Below are 17,349 nucleotides of genomic sequence, written 5' to 3' on the forward strand. Positions count from 1 at the left end.
GCCTCCTTCACGATTCGCCCGCCGCGTCGAGACGTCCGCGCAGCCGCTGCAGCGCACGCATCGCGTGCGTCCGGACGGTCACCGGCTCGCAGTCGAGGATCTCGGCGATCGTGGCGTCGTCGAGGTCCTCGTAGTAGCGCAGCACGACGACCGCCCGCTGCCGGTGCGGCAGCCCGGCGATGAGGCGCCAGAGCTGGTCACGGTCGGCCGCCTCGCCGCCGAGGTCGCCGGGCGCCGCCCGGTCGGCGGTGTGCTCGACCGGCACCTCGCGGTTGGCCCCACGCCGCCACCAGGAGTTGGCGGCGTTGACGAGCAGCCGCCGCAGGTAGACGTCGGGATTGTCGGTGCGCCGGATGCGCCCCCATCGCAGATACGCCTTGGCGAGCGCGTCCTGCACCAGATCCTCGGCGCGATGGTCGTCGCCGGTGAGCAGGATCGCGAAGCGCACCAGCGCCGCTCCCCGGGCGGCCACATAGGCCTCGAAGCTCGCCGGCGCCGCCTCGGGCTCCTGCCGGATCACGATCACCACGCGCTCGTCTCCTCTACCGGACTCTGTCACCGCTCAGAGGCTTCGGCGACGGCCCCGCGTTGACAGCCGTCACAAGGTTTTTTCGAACCAGTGGTGGGCGTAGCGTTCCGTGTTGTACCGCGGGATCTCCCGGTAGCCGGCGCTGCGGTACAGGCGGATGGCCTCGTGCAGGTTCCGGTTCGTGTCGAGCCGGACCGCCCCGTAGCCGTGCCCGGCGGCGCAACGCTCCAGCTCGGCGAGGATGCGCCGGCCGACACCCATGCCGCGGACCGTGTCGGCCACCCACAGGCGCTTGATCTCGGCCGGTCCGTCGCGGTGCAGCTTGAGGCCGCCGCACCCGACGGGCTCCGACGCGAGCGTCGCGAGCAGGAACGCGCCGGCCGGTGGCGTGAACTCCTCGTCGCCCGCGGACGTGCTCAGCGCCGGGTCGAAGCCGTCGTCGAAGCGGCGGGCGATCTCGCGGACGTACGCGCGCAGGCACGCCCTCGCCCGCGGGTCGCCGGGCGGCACCACCTCGACGACCACCATGCTGGCCAGCAGGAGCCGCTCCACCTCGTGCATCGCCGCGGTGAGCCGGTCGCGCTGGCCGTCGCTGAGCGGCGCGAGGATCGACCGGGCGAGGTCGTCGGAGCGCTCGTCGAGCACCGCCCACTCCTCCGAGCCGGTGGCCGTGAGCCGGGCCTCCCGCACCCGGCCGTCGCCGTCGGCCGGCCCGATCGTGACGAGCCCGTCCGCCTCGAGCGACCGCAGCAGCCGGCTGAGGTAGCCGGAGTCGAGCCCGAGCCGCCCCCGCAGCGCCGCGATCTCGGCCCCCTCCGGGCCGATCTCCCACAGCAGCCGGGCCTGGCCGAGCGGGCGGCCACGCGCCATGTACTCGTCGTCGAGGGCTCCGACCCGCTGCGTCACCGTCCGGTTGAACCGCCGCACCGATGCCACGAGATTCGCGTCCATATCGCTGACTTTAGTCAGGCATTCTCGTCGCGGAACCCTCCTTCCGGCCGATCGGGCCGCCCGCCGGGTTGTAGTTCAATCGCTGGGCATGAGGATGTACCGGGGCGGCTGCGCCTATCACCTGGTCACGATGGGCGACGGGATCGAGGCGGTGGACCGGACGCTGACCGCGGCCGGCCTGATGTTCACCCGCACGCCGACGACGGTGGTGTGGCCGGGCGGGCGCAGCGAGGGCGTGGAGTTCGTGCACTTCGCCCACGGCGCGAACCAGCGCGTCCCGGAGGACCTCGTCCACCGCCTCATCGAGGGCGGCGTCTGGCTCCTCTACCGCAGGGTCGACGCCACGGCCCCCGCCTGACCGCCCCTCCCTGTTCCTGCCAACAGCAGCCAGTGTCACGACGTCGGCGGGACGTGCGACACCGTGATGCAGAACGAGCTCGGCGTCGGCCCCGCGAACGTCTCCGTCGTGAACCCCGCCGCGAAGAGGTTGGCGGCTGCGCGCTCGGCCGCGCCCCGCGACGGCGTGTCGTAGCACAGCCAGGCCGTGCCGGACGGGGCGAGCAGGCGGGAGAGCGACGCCAGCTCCCCCGCCGACGGGCCCGTCCAGAACAGGTTCACGTTCACCGCCAGTACCTTGGCGAAACCCTCGGCGGCCGTGAACTCGGCGAGCGTGGCCTGCACGACGTGCGCCCGGCCGGCGGCGATCGCGTCGGCGTTGCGGGAGGAGGCACGCGCCACCGCCGTCGCGGAGCGGTCGATCGCGGTCACTCGGCCCGTGGTGAGCGCGTCGGCGATGCGGGCGGTGGCGAGGCCGGAGCCGCAACCGATCTCCAGGATGCGGTCGGCGGGGCCGGGGGCGACGAGCCGGACGGCCCAGGCGTTGGTCGGCGACACCGGAACGACAGTACCGAAGCAACTGGATGTTTCGGGGGGCGGCGATTGGACAGGGAGCCTGCGCCCGCGGGGGTGGGTCGCGGAATGAGCGGACGCGCGACCCGGCGCCAGTGGGCATCCGAACCGTCACCCGCACCCGAAAGGGACCAGTATGTCCGCTCGCAACCGGCGGCAAAGCATGGCACCGATGATCGCCGTGCCGCTGGCGCTCGGCATCGTGCTCATCGTCGCGCTCGCGCAGTACGTCACGCAGACCGGCAAGCACCGCGACCCGTCGCCGCAGGCCACACCCACCGCGGTCCCCGAGCGGGCCAAGCCCGTTTTCAGCCCGGACGACGGCGCGGCGCTGCCCACCAACCGGATCGTCGCCTTCTACGCCGTGCCGGGCGCCGCCGTCACCGGACCCGCGTACGAGATCAGCCCGGCCATGCTCGCCCGGCTGCGCAGCCAGGCCGCGGAGTATCAGCAGCTCGACCCGGCCCATCCGGTGGTCGCCGGCGTCGACCTGGTGGTCAGCGTCCCGGACGGCTACCCGGGGCCCGACGGCGACTACAGCCACCACGTGGACGCGGCCACGATCGACCGGTACGTCGAGTTCTGCCGGGCCAACAACCTGATCCTGTTCCTGGACCTGAACTTCGGGCAGGCCGACCCGCTCACCGAGCTCAACTTCTTCCGGCCGTACCTCAAGCTGCCGTTCGTGCACGTCGCCGTCGACCCGGAGTGGATGTTCCCGCGCCGCAACGGCGTGCCCGGCACGAACCTGGCCAACGTCCGCGCCGCCGACCTCAACCCGCTGATCGAGGCCGTCGCCGCGATGCCGGAGGAGTACCAGGTGCCGCGCAAGATGTTCCTCATCCACCAGTACCGGCCGGACGGGGACGACCTCACCGATCCGTACAACCCGGCCAAGGCGCTCATCGCCGACAAGCGCAACCTGCGCAACGACCCCCGCGTCGACGTCGTCGTGCACGTCGACTCCGTCGGGGGCTGGCCGGGCGACATCGAGGTCAAGACCGAGCAGTACAACCTCTGGGTCACGCAGGGGATGCAGCGGCACCAGAACTTCCGGTACGGCGGATTCAAGATCTTCTACCAGCTGGAGTCGAAGCACAAGCTCATGACGCCCGCGCAGGTGATGGCCCTCCAGCCGCCGCCGATGGTGATCACGTACGGCAACTGAGGTGTGTTGACGTGAGAGTTTACACTCTTGCGTATACACCTGAGGAGGCCGTACGTGATCGAAGTGGAAGGGCTCATCAAGCGGTACGGGAAACGCACGGCGCTGGACGGCGTCGACCTGAGCGCGAAGCCCGGCGAGGTGCTCGCCGTGCTCGGACCGAACGGCGCCGGCAAGACGTCGCTCGTGGAGATCCTGGAGGGGTACCGGCCGCGCGACGGCGGCCGCGTCCGGGTGCTCGGCACCGACCCGGCGCGGCCGACGCGCGCCTGGCGCGGCCGGATCGGCGTGCTGCCCCAGACCACGAGCGTCGACCCGCAGCTCACCGTCGGCGAGGCGGTCGGGCTGTTCTCCCGGCTGTACCGTGACCCCTGGCCCACCGGCGAACTGCTGGACCGGCTCAGGCTCGCCGACGCGGTGGACCGCCGCGCGGGCGTGCTCTCCGGCGGCCGGCAGCGCCGCCTCGACCTGGCCCTCGCCCTCGCCGGCCGGCCCGAGGTGCTGTTCCTCGACGAGCCGACGACCGGCTTCGATCCCGAGGCGCGCCGCGACACCTGGAACGTGGTGCGCGACGTCGCCGCCGGCGGCTGCACCGTGCTGCTCACCACGCACTACCTGGAGGAGGCGGCCGAGCTGGCCGACCGGGTCGTCGTCGTGGTCGGCGGGCGGATCGTCGCCGACGGCGACCCGGCGACGCTCGGCGGCCACCTCGACGCCGAGACGACGATCCGCTACCGCCGGCCCGACGGCGCGCCGGCCGTGATCCGCACCCGCGCGCCGTCGGCGGCGCTGCTGGCGGTGCTGCGGGAGGGCGAGGAGCTCGGCGAGCTCAGCGTCACCCGCCCGACCCTCGAGGACGCGTACCTCTCGCTGGTGGGGAGCCGTCATGCTGCGTGAACTCTTCCTGTACCAGATGCGCCTCTATCTGCGCGGTCCACGCGCCCTCGTCGCGTCGGCCGCGACCCCGCCCCTGCTCATGGTCATGCTGGCGGCGATCAGCGACCACCGGGCCGAGCCCGGCTACCACGAGGGGCTCGTCGCCGCGATGGCCACCCTGGGGATCGCCTCGACCTGCTACACCACGTTCGCCGCGTCGCTGGTCGCGAGCCGCGACGCGGGCGTGCTGAAGCGCCTGCGGGCGACGCCGCTGCCGCTGTGGCAGCACATCGCCGGCCGGGTCGCGGCGACCACGGTGGTGGCCCTGGCGCAGACGCTGCTGTTGGCCGTGGCGGGCCTGGTCCTCTACGGTGCCTGGGTTTCCGGCCTGGCCTGGGCCGTTGCGGGGGCCGTCACCGTCAGCCTCATCGGTGTCGCCGTCGCCCAGGTCGTGCCCCGCGGCGACGCCGCCGCGACCCTGCTGTCGACGACGCTGCTGCCGGTCGTGCTGATCTCCGGCGTCTTCTTCCCGGCGTCGGAGCTGCCCGGCTGGGTCGGCGCGGTGTCCGAGGCGTCGCCGCTCACCCACGCCGGCGCGCTGCTCGTCGGATTCTCGTGGCGGGACCTGGCCTGGCTGCTCGCCTGGTCGACGGCCGCCCTGGCGTTCGCGCTGTGGCGCTTCCGGGTGGAGCCCGCGCCGCCGCGCGCCACCGGACGGGTCAAACTGGCCGGGTGACACGCAAGCTCCTGAAACGCGACGAGCGGGTCGCCAGCATCCTCGCGGCGGCGGCCCGCGCGTTCGCGGTCGGCGGCTTCGCGGCGACGTCCATGGAGGACATCGCCGCCGAGGCCGGCGTGACCAAGTTGATCGTGTACCGCCACTTCGACACGAAGCAGGCCCTCTACGAGCGGGTCCTGGACGACACGCGCGACCGCCTCGCCCAGGCCCTCCGCTTCCGCGAGCGCGACACCGACCCGGACATGATCGCGCAGCTGCTCGCCGCCGCCCGCGCGGAACCGGCGGCGTTCGCCCTGCTGTTCCGGCACTCGGCCCGCGAGCCCCAGTTCGCCCGCTACGCCGCGGGATTCCGCGACCGCGTGCTCCAGATCGCGACGCGGGCGCTCCCGGACACGGTCCCGCCGGAGCTGCGCACCTGGATCGCGGCGCTGAGCTTCTCGATCGTCGTCGACGGCATCCTGCTCTGGCTGGACGAGGGCACCCCGGACGGCGACGCCGCGGCCGCCGCCCACCTCCGCCGCGTCTCCGCCGCCGCGTCACTGGTTGAGCAGCACGGCTAGCGCGACGGCCTCGCCGGGGTCGGTCGTGAGTTCGTCCCACCGGACGACGTACTCGCCGTCGTCGCCGGTGCCCCAACCTGGACGCCGCGACCCACGCCCGGTCAGGGCCTGCCCCGCAGCTGCCGCGCGGCCAGCAGGGCGATCCACAGCCAGCCGACCCCGACGGCGAGCCGCTGCAGGAGGCCGGCGACGTCGACGAACGGGGCGGTCTGGGCGAAGCCGACGGAGGACAGGACGAACAGGGCGAGGTACACCAGTCCGAACGGGGCCGACCAGAACCACCGCCGGGCGCCGGCGAACATCGCCACCGCCAGGACGAGGAAGGCCGGCAACGAGAAGACCAGATCGTGCACGGTGCCGTGCCAGGTCGCCGGGTCGGCGACGGCGGGGGTGCCGGCCGGATAGCCGCTCACCGGGTCGGTGACGAACGCGCCGGCGCCGAGCAGGCCGATGCCCCAGACGGCGACGAGCACCTTGGTGAGGCGCCCCCGCAGGCCGGCCGCGAACAGCAGCGCGAGCAGGCCGGCGACGACGAAGTTGACGACCTGGACCCAGCCGTACGGGCCCAGCGCCAGCGAGCTGACCGGGTGCCGCATCGGGTCGTAGCCGTCGCGGAACGCCCCTTCGAGCAGGAACGTGACGACGAACAGCGGGCCGGCCACGAGGCCGGCGAACAGGAGGCGGGAGGGTGGCCGGTCGGGCGTCGCCGCCCGGACTGCGGTGAGCGTCGCGGTCATGGCGTCAACCGTAGTTGACGCCCTTGGTGAGCGTCAACCTTGGTTGACGGGGGTCATGGCAAACTGATCACGTGAACGCGCTCGGGGACTTCATGCACCACCGGCCGGCCGCCGGTGACGGGCAGCGATTCGTGGTGCTCCGGTGACGATCGAGCTGCGGCCCTACGGCCCGGGCGACCTGACGCTCACCGCCGCCCTGGAGGCCGACCCGCAGGTCAAGAGCCGGCTCGGCGGCACCGTCGGGGCCGCCGAGGCCGAGCGCATCCACGAGCGGCGGATGGCCGCCGTCGCGGGCGGCGACTGGTACTTCACGATCCACGTCGGCGGCGCGCCGCGCCCGGCCGGGATCATCGCGATCTTCCGCACGCCGTGGGAGGGCGGGCACGTCCACGAGGTCGGCTCGATGCTGTTCCCCGAGTTCCAGGCCCAGGGCATCGCCGCCGAGGCGTTCCGGATGCTGGTCGAGCGCGGCCGGCAGGAGGGGCGGTTCACCGAGATCCACGGCTTCGCCGAGGTGTCGAACGGCCCGTCGAACGGCATCGTGCGCCGGCTCGGGTTCGACCTGCTCGGGGAGTGCGACATGGACTACGAGGGCGTGCCGATCCGGTGCAACCACTGGCGGTTGACCATTCCGCGACACGACGGCACCGGTCGTACGACCGAATAAGAGCGCGGACAGCGTACGCTGCGACACCGAAAGTGTTGCACGGCAACCATTACGCCCCGCAAACAAGTGCTCACCACACGGTATCAATCCCTAAGAACGCCTGACGTCTGACCGATGTAACCACGGGGCGGAAGGAGCGTGATGAGCCGGCGAGCACTGTACGTCTACGGTGTGTGGTCGCTCGCGCTCCTCACGCTGTACTTCCTGGTGCCGGCGATCGGGCTGGCCGCGTGGGCCCTCATCGTCGTGTCCAACGCGGTGGCCGTCTTCACCGGCATCCGGCGCAACCGGCCCCGCCGGTCCCGGCCCTGGCGGCTGATCGTGGCCAACTTCATCACGTTCGCGGCCGGCACGCTGCTGTCGTTCGTGATGGCCGAGGTGCTCGACCAGCCGGAGTTCCCGTCGATCGCCGACCTGCTGTACCTCGGCGTCTGCTCCCCGCTGCTGCTCGCCGGCCTGTGGGGGCTGACCCGCTCCGGCGCCGCGGTGCGCGACCGGGCCAACGCCATCGACGCACTCATCCTCACGGCCGGCGCCGGGTTCCTGTCGTGGGTGTTCCTCATCAACCCCAACCTGCAGAGCGACCGGCTCAGCGCGGTCGAGAAGGCCGTGTCGGTCGCATATCCGCTGGTGGACGTGCTGACCCTGGCCATCCTGGCCCGCATGGCGATCAACGTCCGGCGCAGCTGGTCGGTGACCCTGCTGCTCGTCTCGGTCGGCAGCCTGCTCACCGCCGACGTCCTCTACGGACTCATCCGACTCAACGGCAAGTGGGAGATCGGCACCCCGGTCGACCTGCTGTGGCTGGTGTTCTACGTCGCCGGCGGCGCGGCCGCGCTGCATCCGTCGATGCGCCGGCTCACCGAGCCCCGGGTGCTGCGCCGCAACGAGGTCCACGCCCGCCGCGCCGTGCTCGGGGTCGCCTCGCTCATCGCGCCGACCGTGCTCTTCGTGCAGGCGGTCCACGGCCCGGTCGCCGACGGCGTGGTCATCTCGGTCGTCTCCGGGCTGCTCGTCGTGCTGGCGATGTGGCGGATGTCGACCGTGGTCACCGGCCTGCGTCGCACCATGACCCGGGAGCGGGAGCTGCGGCTGGCCTGCGAGGAACTGCTCGCGGCAACCGACGAGACGCAGGTGCGCACGGTGGTGCACGGTGCGGTACAGCGGCTGCTCGCGCCCGGCACGGACCACCTCGTGGTGCTCGCGCTGCACGACCCCGGCCCGGCCGGGGGCCGTCCGATGGGCATCGCGTACGTCCGCGACCTGCCCGCCGACGTGGCCTCGGGGCTGCGCGGGTTCGAGCTCGCCCTGTGCTGCCCGCTGTCCGTCGGTGACAGCGAGGTCGGCGAGCTCTTCGTCGCCGCCGCCGAGCCGGTGCTCGTGGCGCTGCAGGACGCGCTGCCGGTGCTCGCCGGGCAGGCCGCCAGCATGCTCGACCACATCACGCTGAACCGCGAGATCAACAAGCGGGAGAGCGAGGCGTACTTCCGCACGCTCGTCCTCGGCGCGACCGACGTCATCCTCATCGTCGACGACGACAACTGCATCACGTACGCCAGCCCGGCCGCCGTCCCGGTGCTCGGCCACCCCGACCTCACCGGCACCAGCCTGCTCGACCTGGTCGAGCCGGCCGACGACACCGAGCCGATCGCCGTGCAGGGCGAGGAGGCGGTGACCTGGCGGGTGCGGCGGGCCGACGGCGCGCTCATCGTCGCCGAGGTCGCCGTCCGCGACCTGCGCTCCGAGCCGACGGTCGGCGGGCTGGTGCTCACCATGCGCGACGTCACCGAGCAGCGCCGGCTCCAGCAGGAGCTGCTCGACCGCGCGTACCTCGACCCGCTCACCGGCCTGGGCAACCGGCTGCGCTTCCAGGACCTGGCGCAGAAGTCGCCGGACGCGGTGCTGGTGCTCAACGTCGACGACTTCAGCGTGGTCAACGACTCGATGGGCCAGGAGGTCGGCGACGGGCTGCTGGTCGCGGTCGCCGACCGGCTGCGCCGGCTGTTCGACGGCCGCGGCGCGGTGACCCGCCTCGGCGCCGACGAGTTCGGCGGGGTGCTGTACGAGGCTGATGTCGCGACCGCCGAACGGTTCACCGACCAGCTGATGAACTCGTTCGAGGAGCCGTTCCTGGTCGCCGGCAGCGTGATCCGCGCACCGCTGAGCATCGGGCTGGCCACCGCCGACGGTTCGCCGGACAGTGGCGCGCTGCTCGCGCAGGCGCACATCGCGCTGGGCGCGGCCAAGCGGGAGGGCAAGGGGCAGTGCCGGCGGTACGAGGAGCAGCTGCACGCCCAGGTCGCCTCCCGGATGCAGCTGCTCACGGCGCTCGGGCCGGCGATCGACAACGGCGAGTTCGTCCTGCACTTCCAGCCGATCGTGGAGCTCGGGCCGGGCCGCACCCGCGGGTTCGAGGCGCTCGTGCGCTGGCAGCACCCGGCCCGCGGGATGATCCCGCCGGTCCAGTTCATCGAGCTGGCCGAGGAGACCGGCCTCATCGTGCGGCTCGGCGCCTGGGTCCTGGAGTCGTCGGTGGCGGCCGCCGCCCGCTGGCTCGCCCGCTTCTCGGACGCCCCGCCGTACGTGAGCGTCAACGTGTCGGTCCGCCAGTTCCGCGGCGCCGGCTTCGTCGACCTGGTCTTCGACACGCTGACCCGGCACGGGCTGCCGGCCGACCGGCTGGTGCTGGAGATCACCGAGAGCCTGCTGCTCGGCGACGACGACGAGATCCGCGCCGACATCTCCCGCCTGCGCACGGCCGGCGTGCGCATCTCGATCGACGACTTCGGCACCGGCTACTCGTCGCTGTCGTACCTGCACCGGGTGCCGGTCGACTCGCTCAAGCTGGACAAGTCGTTCGTCGACACCATCGCGGTCTCGGCGAAGCAGCTGGACCTGGTCCGGGGCATCATCCAGCTCGCCGCGACCCTGCAGATGAGCGTGGTCGCCGAGGGCATCGAGACGCCGGTGGACAACGGGCTCCTGCGCGACGCCGGGTGCCGGTTCGGTCAGGGGTACCTCTACGCCAAGCCGCTGCCGGAGCCCGCCGCTTTCGTGTGGCTCGCCGAGGAGCGGGCCCAGGTCGCCTGAGTATCGTCGCGGGCATGTACGGCGATCTCGACGACTGGCGACGCCCCGGCCCGACCGCGAAACAGCAGCGCACCGACCTGGTGGTCGGCGCGGCCTTCGCCGGCTTCGGCCTGCTCAACCTGGCCCTGGCCCGCAGCGTCGGGCTGTACTCGACCGGCGTTTCCGCCGCCGCCGAGCAGGTCGGCTGGACGCTGCTCGTCACGTTGCCCATCGCCTGGCGGCGGCGCCGGCCCGACGCGGTGGCGATCGTGGTCTCGCTGGCGTTCATCGGCGGGCAGATCCGCGAGGTGCCCGAGCAGCAGCTGACCGGCGGCGCGCTGTTCTGCGCGATGTACACGCTCGGCGCCTGGGGACCCGACCACCGCCGGTCGAAGTGGATCCGGGGCGGCATCATCGCCACGATGTTCGTCTGGCTCGGCATCTTCTACCTCATGAAGCTGCCGACCGTCTCCGCCGACGACTTCGAGGGCGCCGCCGGTCCGTTCTCCCCCATCGCCGCGATCGCGCTCAACGGCGTGCTCGTCAACATGTTCATCTTCGGCTTCACGTACTTCTTCGGCGAGATCGCCTGGATCGCCGCCCGCCGCCAGCACCAGCTCGAGGTGCAGGCCGACCAGCTGCGCGCCTCCCAGGCCGAGGCGCGGGAGCGGGCCGTGATGGGCGAGCGGGTGCGCATCGCCCGCGAGCTGCACGACGTGGTCGCCCACCACGTGTCGGTGATGGGCGTGCAGGCGTCGGCGGCGCGGCGGGTGCTCGACCGCGACGCCGGCAAGGCGAAGACCGCCCTGGCGTCGGTCGAGCAGAGCGCCCGGACCGCGGTCGACGAGCTGCGCCGCATGCTCAGCCTGCTGCGCCAGGGCGACGGCCCCGACCGCGAGACCGCCGGGGCCGGCCTGGACCGGGTCGACGACCTGGTCGCCAGCGCCCGCGAGGCGGGGCTCACCGTCACCGCCGGCGTCTTCGGGGAGCCGGCCGACCTGCCGGAGTCGCTGTCCCAGGCCGCGTACCGCATCGTGCAGGAGGCGGTCACGAACACCATCAAGCACGCGGGCGCGACGACGATCGACGTCCGGATCCGGTACCTCGCCGACGAGCTGGAGGTCGACGTGGCCGACAACGGGCACGGGTCGACCGGCGCCGGCCCGGGCGGCCTCGGCCTCATCGGCATGCGGGAGCGGGTCGCGGCGCACGACGGCGTGCTCGAGGCCGGCGGCCGCACCGGCGGCGGCTTCCGCGTCCGGGCCCGCTTCCCGTTGCACCGGACGGCGGTGACCGCATGATCAGAATCCTGCTTGCCGATGATCACCATCTCGTCCGCACCGGGTTCCGGGTCATCCTCGAGACGGAGGACGACCTCGAGGTGGTCGGCGAGGCGGCCGACGGCCTGCAGGCGGTCGCGCTGGCCGCCCAGACCGCGCCCGACGTCGTGCTCATGGACGTCGAGATGCCCGGCCTCGACGGCCTGGAGGCGACCCGACGGATCACCGCCGCCGGCGAGCGGCCGGCCGTGCTCATCCTCACCACGTTCGACCGCGACGACTACCTGTTCTCGGCCCTGGAGGCCGGGGCCAGCGGTTTCCTGCTGAAGAACGGCACCCCGGAGGCGCTCATCGACGCGGTGCGGGTGCTCGCCCGCGGCGACGCCCTGCTCGCCCCGGAGCTGACCCGGCGGGTCATCGCGACGTTCGCCCGGCCCGGCGGCGCGGCCGCCCGGGCCCGCGGCGAGCGGCTGGCCGAGCTGACCCCGCGCGAGCACGAGGTGCTCGTGGCGCTGGCCGGCGGCGCGACGAACGCGGAGATCGCCGCCGCCCTGCAGCTGGGCGAGGCGACGGTGAAGACGCACGTCAGCCGGGTGCTGACCAAGCTGAGCCTGCGCGACCGGACCCAGGCGGTGGTGTTCGCGTACCAGCACGGGGTGGTGACACCGGGTCCCCCGCGCGAGGGACCCGGAAGATAGCTCGCGCGCCGGACGACGGGCGGCCGGTCGATCCCTACGGTTTTCGGTATGACCAAGGTGCTTCGACTCGAAGCGATCGGCCGGCGGTTCGGCGACCGGCAGGTGCTGCGCGACGTCACGTTCGACGTCGCCGCGGGCCGGATGACGGGCTTCGTCGGCGCCAACGGCGCCGGCAAGACCACCACCATGCGCATCATCCTGGGCGTCCTCGCCCCCGACGCGGGCACGGTGACCTGGCAGGACGCCCCGCTCACGCGCGAGGACCGGCGGCGGTTCGGCTACATGCCCGAGGAGCGCGGGCTGTATCCCAAGATGACCGTGCGGGACCAGCTCGTCTACCTCGGCCGCCTGCACGGCCTGAGCATCTCCGCGGTCCGGCGCAACGCCGACGAGCTGCTCGACTGGCTGAGTCTCGGCGCTCGCGCCGACGACCCGCTGGAGCAGCTCTCCCTGGGCAACCAGCAGCGCGCCCAGATCGCCGCCGCGCTCGTGCACGACCCCGACGTGCTGGTGCTCGACGAGCCGTTCTCCGGGCTCGACCCGCTCGCCGTCGACACCGTCGTGGCCGTGCTGCGCGAGCGGACCGCCCACGGGGTGCCGGTGCTGTTCTCCAGCCACCAGCTCGACGTGGTCGAGCGCCTCTGCGACGACCTGGTCATCATCGCCGACGGCACGATCCGCGCGGCCGGCAGCCGCGACGGGCTGCGGGAGGCGCACGCCCTGCCGCGCTACTCGCTGCGGGTCGAGGGCGACGCCGGCTGGCTGCGCGACCAGCCCGGCGTCTCGATCGTCGACCTCGACGGTCCCCGCGCCGTGTTCGACCTGGCCACCGGCGCCGACGACCAGGAGGTGCTGCGCGCGGCCCTGTCCCGCGGCGCCGTCCGCTCGTTCGGCCCCGTCACCCCGTCGCTCGCCGAGATCTTCCGGGAGGTCACCCGATGAGCACCGCCGCCGCGATCCGCCTGGTCACGGCCCGCGAGCTGCGGGTCAAGCTGCGCGACAAGACGTTCCTGTTCAGCACCGTCTTCTTCCTGCTCTTCGCGATCGGCGGCACCGTCGTGCCGGCGCTCATCGGCGGCAGCGCGTCCAGCGTCGCCGTCGTGGCCGGCGACCCCGCCGAGGCCAAGCTGCGCGACGCCGGCCTCAAGGTCCGCGTCGCCGCCGACCCCGAGCAGCTCGTCCGCGCCGGCGACGTCGACGCGGCCGTGCTGCCCGGCCCCGTCGTGGTCGCGGACGATGAGGCGCCGAGCGACGTGGTCCGGGCGTTGTCGGCGGCGCCTGAGGTACGCCTGCTGAATCCGGACGCCGTGGACCCCGTCCTGGCGTTCATCGTGCCGTTCGCGTTCGCGATCGTCTTCTTCTTCACGTCGCTGACCTTCGGCCTGCAGATCGCGCAGAGCGTCACCGAGGAGAAGCAGACCCGGATGGTCGAGATTCTCGTGGCGGCGGTGCCGGTGCGGGCCCTGCTGGCCGGCAAAGTCCTCGCGGGCGGCCTGCTGGCGCTGGCCCAGGTCGCCCTGATCGCCTTCGTGACGGTCGCGGGCGCCCAGCTCACCGACAGCAGCGGTGGCCTGCTGCCGCTGCTGGCCCCGGCGATGACCTGGTTCGTCCCGTTCTTCGTCTTCGGCTTCGTGATGCTCGCGTCGCTGTGGGCCGCGGTGGGCGCGCTCGTCAACCGCCAGGAGGACATCAGCGGCGCCTCGACCCCGATCCAGCTACTCGTGATGCTGCCGTTCTTCCTGGTGGCGTTCCTGCAGGACAACAAGACGGTGATGACGGTGATGTCCTACATACCGTTCTCCGCCCCCACGGCGATGCCCGCCCGCCTGTTCGACGGCGACGCCGCAGCCTGGGAGCCGCTGGTGTCCCTCGTGATCCTGGCGCTGACGGCGGTGGCGGCCCTGCTGGTCGGCTCTCGCTTGTACGAGGGCGGCCTCCTGCGCACCAACGGCCGCGTGTCGTGGGGCACGGCCTGGCGCGACCGCGGCCTCCAGCACCTCTGACGCGCCCGCACCACGCGCCTTGTGGCGGCCCCGGCCGGTTTGGCCGGGGCCGCGCTTCGCCGCCGCTGGGTGGGGGCGCCGCCGGGTGGGGGCGCCGCCGGCTGCGGGCACCGCCGGCTGCTGGCACCGCCGGCTGCGGGCACCGCCGGCTGCTGGCACCGCCGGCTGCGGCGCCCCCGCGAGCGAGCGCCGTCCAGTGCGGGCCGGGGTGGGCAGCCGTGCGGTGCGTGGTGGCTGACCAGCCGCGACACCGGCCGGGCAGCAACCATCGGGCGGCGCGATCACGAAGGGGTGGCGCGAGCACGCCGTCGTCCACCGGTGGCCGCCTCGGCCGGGATCCGGGGCGGCCGCGTTACGTGGTAGCAAAACTGGCGCCAGGAGCCCAGTTTTCCTACCACGTAACGCCGAACCACCGACCCAGCCGACCCGAAGCCCACGCTTAGACGTTGGTCGATCTACCCTCAGAATCGGCGATCGACCGGAGGGTAGATCGACCAACGTCAGGAAGCAGGTGCCGGGCGTCAGCGGACGCGGTAGCCGCCCCACGCCGCCGCGCGCTCGTTGAACGCGGCGAACTCGGTGACCCAGGCCGGCAGGTCCGGGGACTGGTCCTCGTAGAACAGGGCCATGTCGCCGATCAGGCCCGCGTCCAGGGCCGCCCGCAGGCGGCTGGCGATGAACGCGCACCGTTGCGGCGAGATGCGCCAGCCGTCGTTGGAGCTGAACATCGCCACCGGGACCGTCTCCGGGCCCGGGGCGAAGCGGGCGTTGCCGAAGATGCGCTCGAGGCCGTCGCCGGCGATGGCGCCGGCCTCCAGGAGGACCAGGCGCAGCTCCCGCATCTGCCACGACGTTATGCCGTAGCCGTGCTGCACTGGGTCCTCCGGCTGAAAGGCGTAGCTCATCAGGCGCAGGCCGCGTCGGCGCCGGCCACGTTGACCGCGGTCCATGCCGCCTGCACCGCCTTGTACTCGGCGCCGCAGCTGCCGTAGAGGTCGGCGGCGGCGGCGAGCGTGTACGCGCGGGCGGTGTTGCCCGGGTTCTCCGGGCTGACGTACGAGGTGTTCGAGGTGAAGTACACGTCGAGCGCCCGGTACCAGATCTGCGCCGCCTTGTCCCGGCCGATCCCCTTCATGCCCGGCGCCGACCCGCAGACGGGCGACGTGCCGTACTGCGTCTTGCCCGTGCCCTCGGCCAGGTTGAAGAAGAAGTGGTTGGCCACGCCCGACGAGTAGTGGACGTCGACGTTCTTCGTCTCCGCCGACCAGCAGCTGTGCGAGTGCCCGTCCAGGGCCGGGTCGAAGAGGTACCGCAGCGGCGTCCCGTTGCCGTTGAGGTCGATCTTCTCGGCCACGAGGTAGTCGGCCGGGTCGGCCGGGCTCGCGGCGTAGAACTCGACCATGGTGCCGAAGATGTCGCTCGTGGCCTCGTTCAGGCCGCCGGACTCCGCGGCGTACGTGAGGTCGCCGGGCACGCTCTTCTCGGTCACGCCGTGCGTCATCTCGTGCGCGGCGATGTCGAGCTCGGTGAGCGGGTGCGTGTTGCCGGCGCCGTCGCCGTAGGTCATCTGCTTGCCGTCCCAGAAGGCGTTCTCGTAGTTGTCGCCGTAGTGCACCCGGGACGGCACGCCGCGGCCGTTGTTGAAGATGCCGCGCCGGCCGAACGTCTTCTCGTAGTACTCGTACGTCTTCGCGGCGCCGTAGTGCGCGTCGACGGCCGCCGTCTGCGGGTCGGCCGGGTTGCCGGTGCCCCACACGTTGTCGTCGTCGCTCATCGCCTTGCACGAGCCGGACGTCTGGTGCTGCATGTCGCAGGTGGTGCCGCGCCCGTGGGCGGCGTCGGTCAGCCGGAACGACGTGCCGAACTTCTGCACCTCGAGCGAGACCTGCCCGCTGTACATGCTGTTGCCCGTCCCGGCCACGGTCTCGATCTCGTCCCACGAGCCGAGCACGGCGCCGGACTGCGCGTCGGTGACAACGTGCAGGCGCGACGGGGTCTGGCCGTCCTTGGCCATGCCGACGACGGTGTGCTCCCAGGCGAGCCGCCCGACGCCGCTGGAGGCGTCGATGAGCAGTCGCGAGCCGCCGGTGGAATTGACGGTACCGCTGAATCGTGCTTTGGCCGCGTTGAGCGCGTCGGACGCGGACACCACGGGGACGGTGCTCACCTCCAAGGGCTTCACGAGGCTGTTGGAGACGCCTTTGTACTGCCCGGCGGCGTCCGTGTGAACGATGACGTCCCCGCCGTACACGGGCAGGCCGTGGTACGTGCGGGTGTAGCGGACGTGCTTCCCGCCGTTGGTGTCGGGCCGGAAGCTGTAGAAGCCGAAGGTGTCCTCGGGCGCGGCCTTGACGTCGCTGCGGTGCGTGTCGAGGGCCTTGCGCACGGGCGCGGCCGCCGGCGGCTCCTCCTCCGGCGGGTCGCTGGGGTCGGCCTCCGGCTCGTCGCTGGCGGCTGCCTGCGCTTCGGCGGAGGAATCGGCTTTATCGGTTTTATCTGATTTATCGGTACTGTCGGTACAACCGGCCAGGGCGACAGCCGAGACCGCGAGGGTTGCAAGCACACGGCGAGCGGTTGACATGGGGGCCATCCCAACGCACGGGCCGCCGCGGCGGTTCAGTCGAACGGCCGGATGGCACGAAGCCGGGATAGCGATGTCGCCAACCCGACGCCCGATTCCGGACGCTTCCGGCACGCGCCCGGCCGACTTGGCGACCGCGCCTCTTGTCGGGTATTTCGGAAATGTCGGCATACGGCGGACCGCCTCCGCCGTTGCCACGAGGTGCGCGTACGGCAGCACGTACGGCAGCGCGTACGGCCAGCGGCCGGCCGTAGGGCTGGCTCGCCATCCGCACAGACGTTGGTCGATCTACCCTCAGCCGACGAGATCCAACTGAGGGTAGATCGACCAACGTCTGCACAACGGCGCGGACAGTGCGATGCACACGGACACCGAGATGCGCGCGGACTCAGCGGCCAAGCAGCGGCGCAACGGCGCAACGGCGCAACGGCGCACTGGCGCAAGGGCGCAACGGCGCACTGGCGCAAGGGCGCACTGGCGCAAGGGCGCAACGGCGCACTGGCGCAACGGCGCAACGGCGCACTGGCGCAAGGGCGCAACGGCGCACTGGCGCAAGGGCGCAACGGCGCACTGGCGCAAGGGCGC

General features: G+C 72.5%; 18 protein-coding genes. 12 read left to right on the forward strand and 6 right to left on the reverse strand.

Translation table 11 applies throughout. The features are described 5' to 3' along the window. Positions 1-7: 7 nt before the first annotated feature. Both IEZ31_RS33425 and IEZ31_RS33430 read right to left on the reverse strand, forming a co-directional pair. On the reverse strand, positions 8-529 hold the full coding sequence (locus IEZ31_RS33425; protein ID WP_229836062.1) for a SigE family RNA polymerase sigma factor: 522 nt from the start codon (positions 527-529) through the stop codon (positions 8-10). A gap of 69 nt (positions 530-598) precedes the next feature. Then, positions 599-1,480 (reverse strand): helix-turn-helix domain-containing GNAT family N-acetyltransferase, encoded by an 882-nt coding sequence (locus tag IEZ31_RS33430; protein ID WP_190254038.1) that lies wholly within the window; start codon positions 1,478-1,480, stop codon positions 599-601. Positions 1,481-1,568: 88 nt separating this feature from the next. On the opposite strand from IEZ31_RS33430, the gene IEZ31_RS33435 reads away from it, so the two are divergent. Further along, a complete protein-coding gene (locus IEZ31_RS33435) occupies positions 1,569-1,838 on the forward strand; it encodes a hypothetical protein (RefSeq protein WP_190254039.1) in 270 nt (89 codons plus the stop codon). Between the two features lie 35 nt (positions 1,839-1,873). Here IEZ31_RS33435 and IEZ31_RS33440 read toward each other — a convergent pair whose 3' ends face one another. Beyond that, entirely contained in the window at positions 1,874-2,374 is a 501-nt protein-coding gene (locus IEZ31_RS33440) for a class I SAM-dependent methyltransferase (RefSeq protein ID WP_190254040.1), read from the reverse strand. Positions 2,375-2,561: 187 nt separating this feature from the next. Between IEZ31_RS33440 and IEZ31_RS33445 the strand changes: the two genes are divergently transcribed. Genes IEZ31_RS33445 through IEZ31_RS33460 form a run of 4 tightly spaced genes read left to right on the forward strand, consistent with a single transcriptional unit; the run spans position 2,562 to position 5,729 of the window. Next, the gene (locus IEZ31_RS33445) at positions 2,562-3,557 is read left to right on the forward strand and encodes a hypothetical protein (protein WP_190254041.1); all 996 of its coding nucleotides are present in this window, start codon (positions 2,562-2,564) and stop codon (positions 3,555-3,557) included. A gap of 39 nt (positions 3,558-3,596) precedes the next feature. Next, positions 3,597-4,451 (forward strand): ABC transporter ATP-binding protein, encoded by an 855-nt coding sequence (locus tag IEZ31_RS33450; RefSeq protein WP_190254062.1) that lies wholly within the window; start codon positions 3,597-3,599, stop codon positions 4,449-4,451. Then, positions 4,441-5,166 carry an ABC transporter permease gene (locus IEZ31_RS33455; RefSeq protein ID WP_190254042.1) on the forward strand — a complete coding sequence of 242 codons (726 nt, stop codon included), beginning with the start codon at positions 4,441-4,443 and terminating at the stop codon, positions 5,164-5,166. The genes IEZ31_RS33450 and IEZ31_RS33455 overlap by 11 nt, the downstream gene beginning before the upstream one ends. Further along, positions 5,163-5,729 carry a TetR/AcrR family transcriptional regulator gene (locus IEZ31_RS33460; RefSeq protein WP_190254043.1) on the forward strand — a complete coding sequence of 189 codons (567 nt, stop codon included), beginning with the start codon at positions 5,163-5,165 and terminating at the stop codon, positions 5,727-5,729. Before IEZ31_RS33455 ends, IEZ31_RS33460 begins: the two co-directional genes overlap by 4 nt. Positions 5,730-5,830: 101 nt before the next feature. Here the strand turns inward: IEZ31_RS33460 and IEZ31_RS33465 are convergent, their stop codons facing one another. Beyond that, a complete protein-coding gene (locus tag IEZ31_RS33465; protein WP_190254044.1) occupies positions 5,831-6,466 on the reverse strand; it encodes a DUF998 domain-containing protein in 636 nt (211 codons plus the stop codon). A gap of 142 nt (positions 6,467-6,608) precedes the next feature. Between IEZ31_RS33465 and IEZ31_RS33470 the strand changes: the two genes are divergently transcribed. The 6 genes from IEZ31_RS33470 to IEZ31_RS33495 all read left to right on the forward strand — a co-directional run bounded on the left by IEZ31_RS33470 (position 6,609) and on the right by IEZ31_RS33495 (position 14,183). After that, complete coding sequence (locus IEZ31_RS33470) at positions 6,609-7,133, forward strand: GNAT family N-acetyltransferase (protein ID WP_190254045.1); 525 nt, start codon at positions 6,609-6,611, stop codon at positions 7,131-7,133. A 141-nt stretch (positions 7,134-7,274) separates the two neighbouring features. Next, positions 7,275-10,223 (forward strand): putative bifunctional diguanylate cyclase/phosphodiesterase, encoded by a 2,949-nt coding sequence (locus IEZ31_RS33475; RefSeq protein ID WP_190254046.1) that lies wholly within the window; start codon positions 7,275-7,277, stop codon positions 10,221-10,223. 14 nt (positions 10,224-10,237) lie between these two features. Beyond that, positions 10,238-11,503 carry a sensor histidine kinase gene (locus tag IEZ31_RS33480; protein ID WP_190254047.1) on the forward strand — a complete coding sequence of 422 codons (1,266 nt, stop codon included), beginning with the start codon at positions 10,238-10,240 and terminating at the stop codon, positions 11,501-11,503. Further along, positions 11,500-12,180, forward strand: a complete 681-nt coding sequence (locus IEZ31_RS33485; RefSeq protein ID WP_190254048.1) for a response regulator — start codon at positions 11,500-11,502, stop codon at positions 12,178-12,180. The genes IEZ31_RS33480 and IEZ31_RS33485 overlap by 4 nt, the downstream gene beginning before the upstream one ends. A gap of 48 nt (positions 12,181-12,228) precedes the next feature. Beyond that, complete coding sequence (locus IEZ31_RS33490; protein WP_190254049.1) at positions 12,229-13,122, forward strand: ABC transporter ATP-binding protein; 894 nt, start codon at positions 12,229-12,231, stop codon at positions 13,120-13,122. After that, a complete protein-coding gene (locus IEZ31_RS33495) occupies positions 13,119-14,183 on the forward strand; it encodes an ABC transporter permease (protein WP_190254050.1) in 1,065 nt (354 codons plus the stop codon). Before IEZ31_RS33490 ends, IEZ31_RS33495 begins: the two co-directional genes overlap by 4 nt. Positions 14,184-14,704: 521 nt before the next feature. Here the strand turns inward: IEZ31_RS33495 and IEZ31_RS33500 are convergent. Both IEZ31_RS33500 and IEZ31_RS33505 read right to left on the reverse strand, forming a co-directional pair. Beyond that, entirely contained in the window at positions 14,705-15,088 is a 384-nt protein-coding gene (locus tag IEZ31_RS33500) for a hypothetical protein (protein WP_190254051.1), read from the reverse strand. Next, positions 15,088-16,569 (reverse strand): M4 family metallopeptidase, encoded by a 1,482-nt coding sequence (locus tag IEZ31_RS33505; protein WP_308429457.1) that lies wholly within the window; start codon positions 16,567-16,569, stop codon positions 15,088-15,090. Before IEZ31_RS33505 ends, IEZ31_RS33500 begins: the two co-directional genes overlap by 1 nt. A 553-nt stretch (positions 16,570-17,122) precedes the next feature. On the opposite strand from IEZ31_RS33505, the gene IEZ31_RS57035 reads away from it, so the two are divergent. Beyond that, a partial coding sequence (locus tag IEZ31_RS57035) for a hypothetical protein (RefSeq protein ID WP_229836064.1) occupies positions 17,123-17,349 on the forward strand: 227 nt, incomplete at its 3' end.

It is taken from the genome of Dactylosporangium sucinum, assembly GCF_014647515.1.
Taxonomy (GTDB): Bacteria; Actinomycetota; Actinomycetes; order Mycobacteriales; family Micromonosporaceae; genus Dactylosporangium; species Dactylosporangium sucinum.

Excerpts from the sequence above, each read along its gene's own strand:
- IEZ31_RS33430 (WP_190254038.1), bottom strand. The coding sequence starts at position 1,480 with ATGGACGCGAATCTCGTGGCATCGGTGCGGCGGTTCAACCGGACGGTG.
- IEZ31_RS33435 (WP_190254039.1), top strand. The coding sequence starts at position 1,569 with ATGAGGATGTACCGGGGCGGCTGCGCCTATCACCTGGTCACGATGGGC.
- IEZ31_RS33445 (WP_190254041.1), top strand. The coding sequence starts at position 2,562 with ATGATCGCCGTGCCGCTGGCGCTCGGCATCGTGCTCATCGTCGCGCTC.
- IEZ31_RS33455 (WP_190254042.1), top strand. The coding sequence starts at position 4,441 with ATGCTGCGTGAACTCTTCCTGTACCAGATGCGCCTCTATCTGCGCGGT.
- IEZ31_RS33465 (WP_190254044.1), bottom strand. The coding sequence starts at position 6,466 with ATGACCGCGACGCTCACCGCAGTCCGGGCGGCGACGCCCGACCGGCCA.
- IEZ31_RS33475 (WP_190254046.1), top strand. The coding sequence starts at position 7,275 with ATGAGCCGGCGAGCACTGTACGTCTACGGTGTGTGGTCGCTCGCGCTC.
- IEZ31_RS33480 (WP_190254047.1), top strand. The coding sequence starts at position 10,238 with ATGTACGGCGATCTCGACGACTGGCGACGCCCCGGCCCGACCGCGAAA.
- IEZ31_RS33485 (WP_190254048.1), top strand. The coding sequence starts at position 11,500 with ATGATCAGAATCCTGCTTGCCGATGATCACCATCTCGTCCGCACCGGG.
- IEZ31_RS33490 (WP_190254049.1), top strand. The coding sequence starts at position 12,229 with ATGACCAAGGTGCTTCGACTCGAAGCGATCGGCCGGCGGTTCGGCGAC.
- IEZ31_RS33495 (WP_190254050.1), top strand. The coding sequence starts at position 13,119 with ATGAGCACCGCCGCCGCGATCCGCCTGGTCACGGCCCGCGAGCTGCGG.
- IEZ31_RS33500 (WP_190254051.1), bottom strand. The coding sequence starts at position 15,088 with ATGAGCTACGCCTTTCAGCCGGAGGACCCAGTGCAGCACGGCTACGGC.